Origin of the sequence: Devosia aquimaris (assembly GCF_020169335.1) — a bacterium.
Classification (GTDB): domain Bacteria; phylum Pseudomonadota; class Alphaproteobacteria; order Rhizobiales; family Devosiaceae; genus Devosia; species Devosia aquimaris.
In genome coordinates this window covers 989,012-1,003,729 of the sequence record NZ_JAIEZN010000002.1, presented here as the reverse complement: position 1 = coordinate 1,003,729, position 14,718 = coordinate 989,012, and the positions used below count along the sequence as shown (strand labels likewise).

Below are 14,718 nucleotides of genomic sequence, written 5' to 3'. Positions count from 1 at the left end.
TATGGCCAGTCTGAGCCTTGCCGGAGTGTCCAAGGAATTCAACAAGATGACGGCGGTGAGCCCGCTGTCGCTGGACATTGCCGATGGCGAGCTGGTGTGCCTGTTGGGCCCATCGGGCTCGGGCAAATCGACGCTGCTGCGCATGATTGGCGGGTTTGAGCGGCCGTCGTCCGGGCAGGTGCTGATTGCCGGCCAGGATGTGGCCCATACGCGGCCCGACAAACGGCCGACAGCCATGGTGTTCCAGAGCCATGCGCTGTGGACGCATATGAATGTGTTCGACAATGTCGCCTTCGGGCTCAAGCTGCGCAAGATGAGCAAGGCCGCCATCGAGACCAAGGTGATGGAGGCGCTGGAGCTGGTGGGGCTGGGTGGTTATCACAAGCGCATGCCGCGGCAATTGTCGGGCGGGCAGCAGCAGCGCGTGGCGATTGCCCGGTGCCTGGTGCTGGAGCCCAAGATCCTGCTGATGGACGAGCCTTTCGCCAGCCTCGACCAGCACCTGCGTGAGCGGCTGCGCGAAGAGGTGCGGCAGATCCAGCGCAAGCTCAAGATCACCACGCTCTTCGTCACCCATGCCCAGGACGAGGCCTTGGCGCTGGCCGACCGGATCGTGGTGATGTCGATGGGTGCCATCGAGCAGGTGGGTACGCCAGACGAAATCTATGCCAATCCCGAAACGCAGTTCGTAGCCAACTTCATCGGCACCATGAACATGATCCCCGGGACGGTGAGCGGCGGGCGCATCCGGGCCAGCGGCTTTGACCTGGGCGCCGAGATGGCCGACGGCCCGGCGGTCCTCGCCATTCGCCCGGAAGACTTCGCCATTACCGAGACGGGTACCGAAGTGACGGTCAAGCGGGTGGTGAACCTGGGGCCGTTCCTCTTGGCCGAGGCCGAGCACGCTGATGGCACGGCAATAACCGTCCATCTCGACAAGACCCATCCGGTGCGCGAGGGCGGCGCGCTGACGCTGACCGCCAAGCGCCATGCCGTTTATCGCGACGGCGACAAGCCCTATCGCAGCCAGCCGACCGCCTGAGCGGCCGGTCGTTAGCAGGACTGGGTGCCTGATCGTTTCATATTCAGGTTGACGCCCTTCTATCGCCCCCCCCTTGAGGGGAGGGTCGGGGGAGGGCTGTGGCCCACCGGTGGCGCCCCTCCCTCGTTCCCTCCCCTCAAGGGGGAGGGAGGCAAAAGAGCCGCAAATCGACTGCAGAGTGAGACGCTTTAGCCGGCCTGCAGCACCACCGAGACCTTGCCCAGGCGCTCGCTGGTAACCGTTACGATGATGGGACCGGCCGCATCGGCCTGAACCCAGAAGCCGATGGCACCGGCGCGTAGCGACACCAGGCCCGGCCCCAGCCGGCGGCCGGGGCCCGATACGGTGATGCTGACCGGCTCGGCATAATGGGCCAGCACATTGCCAACCTGATCGAGGGCGCGGACCATGACGCGCACGCTGTCGCGGGCGCCGATCTCGGCGGCATCGGGCACCACGGCGAGGCTCGTGGCGACGGGATTGGCGACCAGGCGCACCTCGGCGACCTTCTTGCCGCCGATGAAGCCGCTGATGACGCCATCGACCCAGCCATCGCCCCAGATGCCCAGTTCGCCATCGCTGAACTGGCGGCGGTCAAAGATGGCCGGGGCGTGGGGCAGATGCGGATAGGCTTCGCGGTCCGGCCCTGTGCGTTTGGGCGGCTGGTTGCCATAGCGCAGCTCGACCTCGTCGCAATTGGTCAGCACCATCAGTGGCAGCACGCCACCGATATTGCGCTCGCCATTGGCCCAGATGGTCACCGGCTTGAGGATGATCTCCTCGGCCGGGTCGCACTGGCTGGCATAGGCATAGGCGGCCAGCTTGGGCTCGCGGAAAATATCCATGACGCCATGGTGGCAGATGCGGTCGCCGGAGCCGAAATCCTTGTGGGTGTTGTAGTCAAAGGCACACCAGCCGATGGCGCCGGACACCTGCGGATCGCCATAGGCGGCATTGAGCACCTGGAGGTGGCGCGTGACATGCTCGACCTGGCGCTGTTCCTGATCGCCCCGCTTGGTGGGATACATGTGGCCGTTGAACTCGGTGACCAGATAGGGCACCGGACGGTCGAGCCCGGTGACTTCCTGCTGCGGGCGCAGCGGCGTGCGCGGGCGGTTGCCGCCCAGCTCGTCGAGGCCGAGGATGAAGTCGTTCATGGTATAGACGTCTTCGAGCAGTTCGCTGTCGGTGTAGCAGCGGACGCCGCCGATGGCGCGGGTGCTGTCCAGCTCGCGGGCGGCGCGATTGGTCTCGACATAGAAATCATGGTCGTCGCGGGATTCGTTGATGCGCACGCCCCAGATGACGATGGAGGGATGGTTCCAGTCGCGCCGGATCATGCGGCGGACGTTTTCGACCGATTCCTGCTTCCAGGCGGCGTCGCCGATATGTTGCCAGCCGGGGATTTCCTCGAAGACCAGCAGGCCCAGTTCGTCGCAGCGCTCGAGGAACCAGGTCGACTGGGGATAATGGGAGGTGCGCACCATGTTGAGCTTGAGCTCATGGCGCAGGATATCGGCATCGCGACGCTGGGCGGCGCGGCCCAGGGCATAGCCGGAATAGGGGAAGGACTGGTGGCGGTTGAGGCCGCGCAGCTTGAGCGGGCGGCCATTGAGGCGGAAGCCGTCGACGGTGAATTCGGCCAGGCGGAAGCCGAAGCGCGTCGTGGTCGTGTCCGTCCCGTGCGGCGTTTCGAGCGTCAGCTCGATTGTGTAGAGCGCCGGATTGTCGATGTCCCACAGGTCAATGCCGGCGAGATCGGCGAGTTCGAGCTGCAGGCTGGGGCCGTCCACTGTCGCATTGGTGCTGGCCAGCGGCTCGCCGGCGGCATCGCGCAACGTGGCCGTCAGCGTGCCACCGAGCGGCAGGGATTGCGGATTGGCCAGGGCGACGGCCAGGGTCACGCGCTTGCGGGCCGCGAGGGGCTCGGGCGTCTCGATCTTGACGGAGTCCAGATAGACCGGCGCCGTCACCCGCAGCCAGGTCTCGCGATAGATGCCAGCGTAGGTCAAATAATCGATCATGTTGCCAAAGGGCGGGATGGCGGGGTTCTCGCTGCCATCGATATCGACCGTGATGGTATTGCTGCCCGGCACGAGGCGATCGGTGAGACGCACTACAAAGGGGGTATAGCCATCGGCATGAGCCAGCACCGGCTGGCCATTGACCGAGACATGCGCATTGGCCATGGCGCCATCGAACACCACATGCACCTCGCGCCCGGCCCATACAGGATCGGCCTCAAAGGTCTTGGTGTAGGAGAAGGGGCGCTGATAGGCGGTCTCATCGAAATAGACCAGCGGCAGCTCGACCGCATTGTGCGGGAGACGGACGCGTTCGGCACCCTGGAAAAGCCAGTCGTCGTTGAAGTCCGTCTGTGATCGCATTGAAAAGCCCTCAAGTATCGCTAGATTGGCTGGTGTTGCCTGTCCATGGCAGCGGTGACGACCCGCCCGAATAGCCCGCCCCGGAGCCGCTGCTATCCCTGCAGGCACTTAATTTCCCGGCTGTTGTTTTATCAAGCATAGAAATATGAAAATCCGTTCGCCGTGCCCGGAATTTTGCGGCAGAGCGGCGCGGCGTTCCGGGCTCGTGTCGGGGCACTTGGCCAATAAATCAGGGAATTTTCCATACATCGATCCGCATTGATGTGTGCGCATGGAATATTGCATGATATACGGACTTAATGGGCCATTGGACGCATAGAGTTCCGCGATGATCAGATTGGCGACAGCTCCGGACGCCTGGGGCGTCTGGTATGCCGATGACCCGCGCCAGATCGGGTGGGAACGCTATCTCGACGAGGTGCGCGACGCCGGATTTACGGTCACCGAGACCGGCCCCTGGGGCTATCTGCCCACCGACCCGGTCCGACTGAAGGCGGAGCTGGACCAGCGCGGGCTGAGCATCTGCGGCTCGGCCCTGGTGCATGAGCTTGCCGTGCCCGACGCCATGGAGAGCCTGTTGCCGCGCCTGCGCCAGACCTGCGCCCTGCTGCGCGCCATGGATGCAAAATGGGTGGTGGTGATGGACGATTGCCCGGCCCCGACGCCCGGGCACATCCGGGCGCTTGATCCCGAACAGTGGCAGCTGCTGATTGCCAACACGCTGGCCGCGGCGCGCTATGTGGTGGAGACCGAAGGGCTGAAGTTTGCGTTTCACCCCCATATCGGGTCTGGCGTCGAGACCGAGGCCGAGGTGGAGCGCCTGCTGGCCGATACGCCGGCGGAACTGGTCGATCTCTGCTTTGACTTTGGCCACCATGCCTATACGGGGGCCGACGCCGAGGCCTTTATGCGCCGGCAGGCCGAGCGCATCGGCTATTATCACTTCAAGAATGTCGACCCGGTGATGCTCAAGCGCATTGCCGAGGAGGGCATGGACTATATCGCCGGGTTTGGCGCCGGGGTGATGTGCGCGCTCGATGCCGGCATTGTGGATTTCGCGGCGGTCAAAGCGTTCCTTGATCAGCGCGGCTTTGATGGCTTTGCCGTCTATGAGCAGGATATGTATCCCTGCCCGCCCGACAAGCCCTTGCCGATTGCCCGGCACAATCGCGCCGTGCTGGCGCAGCTGGGGCTTTAGCCATGGCAGCAGGGGACGGATGGCCCATGGGCAAGGCGGTCGACAAGGGTACGCCGGTGATCGAGCCGCGGCGCGCCGAGGATGCGCGTATCTCCAATCGCAGGCTGGTGTTCGAGACCATCTGCCAGCGCGCCCCGATCAGCCGGGTTGAGATCGGTGGACTAATCGAGCTCAAGCCGCAGACCATTTCCTCGATCACCCGCGAACTGCTCGACCAGGGGCTGATCAGCGAAGCCGGGCGCTCCAGCGGCACGCGTGGCCAGCCGCAGATCTATCTCGAGCCCAATGCCCGCGCCGGCTTTTCCATCGGCGTGCATCTCGATCGCAATGTCTGCAACCTCGTGGTCTGCGACCTCAAGCGCAGCGAGCTGGTGCGGCGGCGGATTGCCTGCGACACCAGCCAGCCGCGCGAGACGCTGCGGCAGGTGGCCGCAGAACTGGATTCCGCGCTGGCCGAGGCCGGCGTGCCGCGCGAGAAGGTCTGGGGCATCGGGCTGGTGCTGCCCACCTTTGGCTCGGATGTCTATGACTTCGATTTCTCCATGCCGCATTGGGAGGCCTGGCGCGATGTCGGCTTTGCCGATGAATTGCGCAGCCTGTCGGGCCTGCCGATCCTCGTCGAGAACGACGCGACGGCGGCGGCCATCGGCGAGCGCTTCCAGCATGGCGACGCGAGCCTGAGCAGCTTTGTCTATTTCTACATCGCGCGTGGCACTGGCGCCGGCATCATCATCGATGGCGCACCCTACAAGGGCTTTGGCGGCAATGCCGGCGAAATGGGCCTGCTGCCGATCTTCGGGCTGGATGGCTCGCCGGTCTGGCCGGAACACAGGACGGTTGACGTGCTCTCGCTGGGCGGGCTGGCGCGTGCATTGGGCGTGCAGGAGGATGCGCTGGTGCCCGAGGAACTGCAGCGCCTTTACCAGGTGCGCGACCAGCGGCTGATGGAATGGCTCAAGGCAGCATCGGACACGCTGCGCGATGTGACGGCGGTGTTCGAAGTGCTGCTGGACCCCGAGTTCATCGCCGTGGGCGGGGCCATGCCCCGCGCCATCATCCAGGCCATGGTGGACATGGCCTATCCGCTGCGGCCGACGCCGGCTGCCCGGCGCGACCGCAGCAAGGCGCGGCTGGTGGCGGCGGAGCTGATCGAAGATGCGGCGGTGCGCGGCGCAGCGCTGCTGCCCATCTTCGTCAACACCAGCCCCAATTTCCGCCACCTCTATATTAGGCAGATCGCCCAGGACCAGCGGCCTTTCGACCGCTAGCGGGGCTAGTCGAGCTTGCGGATGCGGAGCGCCATATGCGGGCGCGACGGCAGGCGAACGCCAAAGGCGGCATCGGGCTTGCCACCGCGCACCACGGCCCCGTGGCGGGTCGGATGGGGCACGACCGGCGCGATGCGCTCTGCAGGCTCAATCGTCATGGCCCAGGTGTCGATGAGGTCAACCTCATAGGCGCCGTCCTCGGTGGGCAAGCCCGTCGTCCATTGGGCCGGCTGGTGCTCACCGAAGTAGATGTAGCGCACATGGCCGTCCTCGGCGCCCGAAACGCGGCTCCATGGCCAGGACGTGGTGCCGCCCAGCGGCGTCAGGCCTGTCGTGACGTCCTCCTCCAGCAACTGGCGGAGGAATTTGATGCGCTTCCAGGCCTCGCCATAGAGCTTGCCGCCCTTTGCCCACCAGATGATGTCATCGGGGTGCTCGAAGGTTTCGCCATGCCCGGCATAGCCCCCACGCAGGGCGGTGACCCAGAAGCGGTGCGTCAGTTCCTGGGCCGAGATATTGCCCCAGGCGGGCCAGATATTGCCTTCGTATTCGGGCTCGTCATTGACCAGGGGCTTACCATAGTCCGCGCGCCAATCCGGTGTCTTCTTGACGTCCCAGTTCTGGATGCAGACGTGGCTGACCCAGGGCTTGCTGTGATCATAGTTCATCCGCACGTCGCCATTGTGGATGGACTTGAGGTGGCCATAGGGATCGTTCTGTTCCAGAATCTGGAAGTATCGGTCCCACTGCTCCATCGGCTTGGTGTCGAGCAGGAAATCATATTCATTGGCCAGTGACCACCAGACGTTGGCGAATGCGCCCAGCCGCGCCGCCAGATAGGCGACATAGCGGAAGTCCTGCTCGGCGGACATGTCGCAATAGCCCCAGCGGTCATAGGGGTGGAAGATGATGATGTCGGCTTCAATGCCCATGTCCCGCAGCTTGCCGACCTGAGTTTCGAAATGGCGGAACGCCACGGGATTGGGCTGATCGAAGTCGCGCTTGCCGTCTGCGCCCATGGCGAAGACGTCATGGAGCGGCTCGTTGGTATTGAACGGATAATCCTTGGGAAAGACGCCCATGCGGATCTTGTTGAAGCCCGCCTTGCCCAGGGTTTCCAGCGTTTCGTCCTGCAATGACTGGGGCTGGTGCGTCCAGGCGTAGCAGGTGGTGCCGAAGGGCAGGTAGGGCGTGCCGTCGGCATGGGCAAAATGGAACTGGTTGGCAACCCGCACCGGACCATGGGCGCCGGGTCGGGCCGGAACAGCGCGCAGCCCGCCCGTCCTGCCTGCAAGCGCCGACACCGATGACGTGGTCTCAAAGTGCCATTGGCCTTCAGCATCGGGCATGAAGCGGATGATGTAGCGACCTTCGCCATCGTAGAAGCCCGGCACGCGCACGGTTCGGCCATTGCCGGTGAACACGGCGGAGAACTCGACTTCCAGGTAGGGATTGCCCTCCGCAGGGCCTTCGAACGTGACTTCAAAGACGTCCCAGACGGGAATTGTGGCTTGGCTCATGATGGTTCCTTCAGGCGTCAATACGTTCCAGGCGCAGGGCCTGATATGGCTTGGCGGCAAAATGCAGCACGTCTCCGCGCGCAACGCTGTCGGCGACGACCGTCTCGGTCATTTCCCAAGTGTCGATCAACGTCGCGCGGTAGTGTTCGCCGGGCGGCACGGCCACGGCATATTCCCCGGGCTGGTTCTGGCCGAAGTAGGCCAGGTAGTAGCGATGTGGCTGCCCGGCGGTGGCAAAGTGCGTGCCCACACGCACCCAATCCTCCTCGCCGGGGTTGGGATTGATGAGTTCCCTCAGGTCAGCCTTGTCGAGGCCGCCAGCCATCATGATCTTGTAGGCGCCGGTGGTGGGGACCGGGTCGAGCCCCTCATCGGGTGCGGCCTCCAGGATGCGCTTGAGAAAGGCGATGCGCGGCACGCTCTCGCCAACCAGCGCGCCACCCTTGGCCCACCAGAGCTTTTCGGCGTCGTTATAGAAGGTCTCGCCATGGGTGACCGAGCCGCCGGCGACGGTGCCGTCCCAGAAGCGGTGGACCAGTTCGCGGCCCGAGATATTGCCCCAGGCCTCGGCAATGTCGCCCTCATAGCAGCATTCGTCGTCCGACACCGGCTTGCCGAACTGCTTGCGCCACAGGGCGATGCGGTCGGTGTAGGGCCGCTGGATGCTGACGTGGGTAATGCGCTTGTCGCTGTAGTCGTAGGGCGCAAAGCCATTGTGGACCGACAGCAGATGCCCGAAGGGATCCGCCTCTGCGACCACGCCGATCATGCGGTCCCAGTCTTGGAGCGTCTTGTTGAACATGAAGTCATATTCATTGGCCATCGACCACCAGACATTGGGATAGGCGGCCAGGCGCGCCACCACGTAGCGCAGATAGCGATCATCCTGCTCGGCACGCATATGGGCGAAACCCCAGCGATCGTAGGGATGCAGCAGGATGAGGTCGGCCTCGATGCCGAGCTTGCGCAAGTCGGCAATCCGCTTTTCGAGATGGCGGAAATAGGCCGGCTCTATGGTGTCGCAGTCAAACGACCAGCCCTCGCCCTTGAAGCCGCCCCGCCATTGGCTGCTGCCGCGCTCCAGCAATTTGAAGGGATAGAGCGGCGGCTCGTTCTGATTGTAGCGGTAGTGCTTGGGGAAGACGCACATGCGGATCTTGGTGAACGGCGCCGCAGCGAGGGTGGACAGCGTCTCCTCTTCGACGGCGTCGCCCTGCAGATTCCAGACATAGGCCGTCGTGCCGATGTTGATGTAGCGGCTGCCATCGGCATAGCGGAAGTGTTCGCCAAAAGCCCGCACCGGACCGTGGTCACCTGGCCTGGCGGGCCCGACGTCCAGTGCACCCTCGACACCATCAAGGCTGGGCACATTGCTGCGCGTCACATATCGCCAACTGCCGGTGGCCTGCGGCATGAAGCGGAGACGATAGACGCCTTCGCCGTCGTAGAAACCCGGCACATCGAGCCTGGTGCCACCCTGGGTGAACGTCGCCGCGAACTCGACCTCAAGGAAAGGGTTGCCGGTTGCCGGACCATCGAGCGCAAGTTCAAACAGGCCCCAAAGCGTGGAGGAAGCGGCGTCACTCATTGCAAAAGTTCCAAATGATCAACTGAAAAGCAGGCGCTCAGCCGGCGTGTGCCAGACGCGGCCGCCAGCGTGACTTGATGGTGGGAATGGAATCGAGCAGCAGCCGCGTATAGGCGTGGCTGGGGTTGTTCATCACCGCGCGGGCGGGCCCGAACTCGACCACCTGGCCCTTGTTCATCACGGCAATGTAGTCGGAGATGTAATAGGCCGTGGCCAGATCATGGGTGATGTACAAAAAGCTTCGCCCGGCATCGTCGCGCAGCCGCTTGAACAGGTTGATGATGATCATGCGCCGCGAGGCATCGATCATGCTCACCGGTTCGTCGGCAACGATCAGCTTGGGGTTTGGTATCAGCGCCCGCGCCACCGAAATGCGCTGCAGCTCACCACCCGAGAACTGGCTCGTGTACTTGCCGCGCACATCGCCATAGTCCAGCCCGACACTGCGCAAGGCGGCCGCAACAGCGGCCTCGGCCTCGTCATCGCCCATGCCGGCAACGCGCCGCGCCGTTTCCTGCAAATAGGCATCAACCGGGCGATACCGGCTAAAGGCCTCGAATGGGTTCTGGAAAATGGGCTGCACCAGCCCGAGGAAGGCGCGCTTGGAGGGGGTCGCGCCCTGTCCGGCCACGACCGTGTCATAGACAATCGCCCGACCCGAGGTCGGCGTTTCCAGGCGCAGCAGCGTCTTGGCCAGCGTTGTCTTGCCACTGCCGGATTCCCCCACGACGGCGATGACCACAGGCTTGTCGCTTTCAACGGTGATGTTGACGTCGTTGAGCGCCGTGATGCTCTTGCCCGCCACCAGGCCGCCCCGGCGATAGACCTTGTTGAGGTTCTCGGTTTTCAGGATAACGGTCATGCGAGCACATTGTCCGGCTGGGGCGCACGCGCCACGAAATGATTGGGCTTGACCTCGACCAAGACCGGCTCGGCCCGGAACGCTCGGTCGCCCCCTGCCCCGGCAGCGCTGGCGATGACCCCGCGCATGCTGTCGTCGCCAATGGTGGGCAGGCTATCGATCAACATTTTGGTGTAGGGGTGCTGAGGATCGCCAAACACGCTCTCGGTATCGCCGTATTCAACGACGCGTCCGGCATACATGATGAGCATCTTGTGGGTGACCTGGTAGTGCACCCCCATGTCATGGGACACCACGAGGATGGTGTTTCCCATCTCCTCCTGCAGCTCCATCAGGAGCATCAGGATTTCCTTTTGCACGACCACATCCAGGGCCGTGGTTGGCTCGTCCGCGATGATGAGATCGGGCTGGAAGAAGGTGGCCAGGCCGATCATCACGCGCTGGCGCATGCCGCCGGACAGCTGGTGCGGATAGGACTCCATCACTTCGGGCGGCAGCCCCAGCTTGCCCAGATAGGTCCGGGCCTGTTCGAGCACTCGCTTCTTGTTGCTGTCGGTCCCTGGAAAATCGGTGAACTGGCGACCGATGCGGATCACGGGGTTGAGCGAGTTCATCGAGCTCTGCGGGATATACGAGATCGACTTGAACCACTGCCTGCGAATGGTCTGGGTGGTCACGGGCCGCCCATCAGCCCCCTGGAAGTCGTAGTCGATGGAGCCGCGCGAGATATGCATGGGCGCCTGGATGTCGCCGTAGATGGCCTTCATCAGGGTTGACTTGCCTGACCCGGACTCCCCGGCAATGCCGACAATGCAGCCATCGGGAATGGTCAGTGACACGCCATCGACAGCGTCGATGGTGCGGTTGGCGATGCGATAGCTGATCTTGAGATCGTTGAGGCGGATCATGAGACACCCCGCTTGCTGGCGAAGGCCTGGTTGAAGCCTGTCGAGGTCAAAAACAGCCCCAGGAACAGGGTCACCGTGGCGATGATCGGCGCGATCAGCCAGACGAATTGTCCTGTGAACAGGGCGTTGTAGTTCAGGGCCCAGAAGATGATCGACCCCAGGGTTGGCACCTCGACCTTGGAGAGGCCGATCACCGCCAGCGTCGCCTCGGTATTGATGGCAAACAGCACCACATTGATGAAGCCAACCAGCATATAGGCCGAGACATAGGGAAAGATCTCCCGGGCGATGATCTGCAGCGTATTGGCGCCCGAGAAGCGCGCCATGTTGATGAATTCGCGCTCCCGCAGCGACAGCGCCATGGACCGAACGGTGCGCGCGTCCCAGGCCCAGCCAAAGATGATGATGATGACGCCAACGGTGAGAAACGAGGTGTTGCCGCGGATCAGGGCGCCCAGAATGATCAGAATGGGCAGGAGCGGAATGGTAATGAACGTATCCACGATCAGCATTACGAAGCGCTCAAAGCGCCCGCCGATATAGCCTGCGCTCAGGCCGACGATTGTGGCGATCAGCGTGACACCCACGGCCACCAGCACGCCCAGCGCCAATGAATTGCGCACCGCGAACACCAGGAACCAGAAGATGTCCTGGCCCAGAGAATTGGTGCCCAGCCAATGGGCGCCGGACATCTTGAGATTGCGCATGTAGCTGGCCTGCACGGACGGATCGACCGGCGCGAAGAACGGCAGGATCATGCTGCCCAGGCCCATGACCGCCAGAATAACCAGGCCGATGCTGAGGCGCGGATTGAGCAGCCACATCAGGCTGCCCCTGCCGCGGGGGGCGTTTACCGGCGCCACCGGCTCGGCCAGCACGATGGGATCGATATCCTTGCTCAGGCTCATTTGTGACGGATCCGCGGGTCAAGAAGAGGATAAATGAGGTCGATCACCAGGCCCGCAGTTGCCACGGCGATGATCGAGAGGGTGATGGCGCCGTAGAGGACGTTGTAGTCGCCACCGGTTGCGGCGGTTCGCATGATCAGCCCGATGCCGGGATAGGAGAAGATCATCTCGGTGAGCAGGGCGCCGTTGAAGACCATGCCCAGCGAGAGGGCCAGGGCCGTCACCTGCGGCAGGAGCGCGTTGCGGAACACATAGCTCATCATGCGCGTCCAGTTGGACGCCCCCTTAAGCCGCGCATAGACCACATAGGGCTCTTCCGTGGTCGCGACGGCCAGCGCCTTCATGGAGAGAATGTTCCAGCCAAAGCCAGCCAGCACCAGCGTGATACCGGGCAGGAGCGAATTGTAGAGGATCATGCCGATCTTTTCAGGCGTCAGCTGCCCCACCGGGAAAGTGGGCGAGAGCGGGAAGATCGGGAAGACATAGGCCAGCAGCAAGAGCACCGTGACGGCCAGGATGTAGTAGGGAATTGGATAGAGCAGGATTCCGAGGAACTCCAGAATCGAGGCCGCGCGCTGCTTGTGGAAATAGCCGGCGACCAGACCCACCATGTTGCCGAGCACCCAGGCGATGAATGTCGCTGTCAGCAGCAGCCCCAATGTCCAGGGCAGTGCGTTCAAGATCATCGCCGAAACGGGCTGCGGATAGTAGGTGAAGGACGGACCGAAATCGAAATCGATCAGCACGCGCTTCATGTAGGAAGCGTATTGGCTGAAGATATTGCCATTGAGCCCGTAGAGCTGCTCGAGATTGGTGCGCATCTCGGCAATGGCTTCCGACGTCAAGGTGCCGTTGGCCCGGCTTTGCAGCTGGCCGATATAGCCGTCCACAGGATTGGTCGGCATCAGCCGGGGCAGCATGAAGGTGATGGTCAGGCCGATGAACAGCACGGCCAGATAAAGGCCGAGGCGCTTGGCGACGTAGCGCAGCACACCCATGGACAGATCCTTTGGACAATATAGAGAACGGCAGGGCGGCGGAGGACACGCCGCCCTGCCCGGAACCAGTCAGCTTACTGCTGGCCGGTCGGTTCGATTGTGACCACAGTCTTCTTGAACGAGCTCCACCAAGTGTAGGGCGCCGCGTAGAAGTTGTCCTGCTTGGGGAAGTTGGTCCAATAGGTGCTGTTGGTCGGGATCGTGGTCGGGATGTTCATCAGGTTGATGATCTGCATCTCGCTGGCGATCTGCATGGCGATCTTCTGTCCGTTCTCGACGAACTTGGGATCATCGAGCGGCAGGGCTGCGCCTTCGGCCACCAGATCGAGCACTTCCGGATCGGTGATGCGGGCGTAGTTGCCGCTCAGCGGATTGGTGGAGTCAGCCGGCAAGATATTGCTCTCGCGGAACTGGTTCCAATTGCCCAGCCAGTTGGAGTTGTAGACGCAGGTGTTGGACCAGTTGATCTGCAACTCGTTGCGCGCATTGGTGTTCTGAACGGTGGTGTATTCACCGTTGTCCACCTGGCGCGCATTGACGTTGAAGCCCGCCTGACGCCAGCTGTCGGCAATGGAGAAGCCGAGACGCTGGAGAACCTTGTTCCAGTCGCCGGGGATGACGAACTCGATCACCCAGGGCGACCCGTCCGGCAGGGCGTAGAAACCGTCTGCGCCCTTGTTGATCCCCACCGAAGCCAGCAGCTTTTCAGCTTCTGCCGGATCGTGCTTCCACCACCCCATGCCAAAGCCAGCATTGACGGCATCGCCCGTCGGCAACAGGGCCGGATCAATACCCTGCTCCTTGAGGGTTTCAGCCAGCGTGGTGCTGAAATCGGCGTCGAAAGGCTTGTAGCCGTCGCCGATCGTGAGGTCCTGCAGGGCCTGCAGATTGGCCTGGTAGAAGATGGGGCCGGTGATCGGTGTGTCGGGCAGTGGCAGGGCGGCGGCCTTGAACTGGCCGGACATGGCGCTGATGCCCACCTGAGAGAGGTTGAGCGAAAGCGCCAGAGCCCAACGCACTTCGGGCATGTCATAAGGCGCGCGCTGCTGGTTGATGTAGACGCCATAGGAGCAGGCGTCATTCATGTCGTGATAGGGGAAGGTGGACGAGAAGGTCTCGACCTTGGGATTGCGGGCCTTGGCAGCGTCGATGCTGTCCGGGCTCATGAAGGTGTCGACGTCATACTGGTTCTGCACAAAGGCCAGGGCACGGGTCTCTTCGGCGCCGAAGTCCTTGTAGAGAATGAACTTGGGCTTGGGCGTGCCCAGATTGCCCCAGCTGGATTTCTGCCAGTCGTCGCGCAGTTCCCAGAGCTGCCAGAAGCCATTGGGGTCAAATTCCTTGACCTTGTAGGGCCCCAGCGTCACCGGCGGCGCGTTCTGGAAGCTGACGACGTCGTCGCCGAGCGGCTCGAAAACATGCTTGGGCACCCAGTTGAACGGCGTTCCCCAGGTGTAGACGCCCAGACGGGTCGTCAGGTCATAGGATGGATTTACCGTCTCGACCTCGAAGGTGTAGTCGTCGATCTTCTTGTAGCTCTTGAGATAGACGGTGACGCTGGCCACGTTGGTCAGCTTTTCGCGGTATTTGAAGGCGGTATCGAGCGAGAAAATGATGTCATCGGTGGTGAACTCGACGCCATCACTCCAGGTGATGCCCGGACGGATCTTGATGCGGAACTGGGTGTGCTCGGGATTGAGAACCTCGGGCATGCCATCGGCCATTTCCGGGTAGGACTTGCCTGTGGCGGTGTCCATCTCCCACAGATAGCCCCAGCCCAGCTCGCGGAAGCCACGCCAGATGGCGTAGGAATTGAGCGGATTCTGCGCCGACGGATTGGCCGCGCGGCCATCGAACGTCTGCACGATCAGCGTTTCGGCACGCGGCGTACCGACATCGGTCATCGCCCCTTGCGCGAAGGCGCTGGTGGTCATCAGGCTTCCCAGAAGCAGGGACGCCATCAAAGAACGGCCAAGCCGTGCCATAGTTTCCTCCTTGTTAGGCCGCTGCCCTTTGGCCGGCCACTGAACCCCCGGAGC

11 protein-coding genes are annotated in these 14,718 nt (G+C 62.9%); 3 read left to right on the top strand and 8 right to left on the bottom strand.

Annotated features, from left to right (window positions below; genetic code table 11):
• Position 1 precedes the first annotated feature (1 nt).
• A complete protein-coding gene (locus tag K1177_RS17620; RefSeq protein ID WP_224705427.1) occupies positions 2 to 1,042 on the top strand; it encodes an ABC transporter ATP-binding protein in 1,041 nt (346 codons plus the stop codon).
• A 188-nt stretch (positions 1,043 to 1,230) separates the two neighbouring features.
• Here K1177_RS17620 and K1177_RS17615 read toward each other — a convergent pair whose 3' ends face one another.
• The gene (locus K1177_RS17615; protein WP_224705425.1) at positions 1,231 to 3,429 is read right to left on the bottom strand and encodes a glycoside hydrolase family 2 protein; all 2,199 of its coding nucleotides are present in this window, start codon (positions 3,427 to 3,429) and stop codon (positions 1,231 to 1,233) included.
• A 328-nt stretch (positions 3,430 to 3,757) separates the two neighbouring features.
• Between K1177_RS17615 and K1177_RS17610 the strand changes: the two genes are divergently transcribed.
• A complete protein-coding gene (locus K1177_RS17610; protein WP_224705423.1) occupies positions 3,758 to 4,627 on the top strand; it encodes a sugar phosphate isomerase/epimerase family protein in 870 nt (289 codons plus the stop codon).
• 26 nt (positions 4,628 to 4,653) lie between these two features.
• Positions 4,654 to 5,895: an ROK family protein gene (locus tag K1177_RS17605; RefSeq protein ID WP_224705421.1), complete on the top strand. Its 1,242-nt coding sequence runs from the start codon at positions 4,654 to 4,656 to the stop codon at positions 5,893 to 5,895.
• A 5-nt stretch (positions 5,896 to 5,900) separates the two neighbouring features.
• On the opposite strand, the gene K1177_RS17600 is transcribed toward K1177_RS17605, so the two are convergent.
• The 7 genes from K1177_RS17600 to K1177_RS17570 all read right to left on the bottom strand — a co-directional run bounded on the left by K1177_RS17600 (position 5,901) and on the right by K1177_RS17570 (position 14,613).
• On the bottom strand, positions 5,901 to 7,415 hold the full coding sequence (locus tag K1177_RS17600; RefSeq protein ID WP_224705420.1) for a DUF5060 domain-containing protein: 1,515 nt from the start codon (positions 7,413 to 7,415) through the stop codon (positions 5,901 to 5,903).
• 10 nt (positions 7,416 to 7,425) lie between these two features.
• The gene (locus K1177_RS17595; protein ID WP_224705418.1) at positions 7,426 to 9,003 is read right to left on the bottom strand and encodes a DUF5060 domain-containing protein; all 1,578 of its coding nucleotides are present in this window, start codon (positions 9,001 to 9,003) and stop codon (positions 7,426 to 7,428) included.
• 37 nt (positions 9,004 to 9,040) lie between these two features.
• A complete protein-coding gene (locus tag K1177_RS17590) occupies positions 9,041 to 9,865 on the bottom strand; it encodes an ABC transporter ATP-binding protein (RefSeq protein WP_224705414.1) in 825 nt (274 codons plus the stop codon).
• Positions 9,862 to 10,773 (bottom strand): ABC transporter ATP-binding protein, encoded by a 912-nt coding sequence (locus K1177_RS17585; protein ID WP_224705413.1) that lies wholly within the window; start codon positions 10,771 to 10,773, stop codon positions 9,862 to 9,864. Before K1177_RS17585 ends, K1177_RS17590 begins: the two co-directional genes overlap by 4 nt.
• Positions 10,770 to 11,681, bottom strand: coding sequence for an ABC transporter permease (locus tag K1177_RS17580; protein ID WP_224705412.1), 912 nt, complete (start codon positions 11,679 to 11,681; stop codon positions 10,770 to 10,772). Before K1177_RS17580 ends, K1177_RS17585 begins: the two co-directional genes overlap by 4 nt.
• Positions 11,678 to 12,679 (bottom strand): ABC transporter permease, encoded by a 1,002-nt coding sequence (locus K1177_RS17575; protein ID WP_224705411.1) that lies wholly within the window; start codon positions 12,677 to 12,679, stop codon positions 11,678 to 11,680. Before K1177_RS17575 ends, K1177_RS17580 begins: the two co-directional genes overlap by 4 nt.
• A gap of 74 nt (positions 12,680 to 12,753) precedes the next feature.
• Positions 12,754 to 14,613, bottom strand: coding sequence for an ABC transporter substrate-binding protein (locus tag K1177_RS17570; protein ID WP_224705409.1), 1,860 nt, complete (start codon positions 14,611 to 14,613; stop codon positions 12,754 to 12,756).
• Positions 14,614 to 14,718 lie beyond the last annotated feature (105 nt).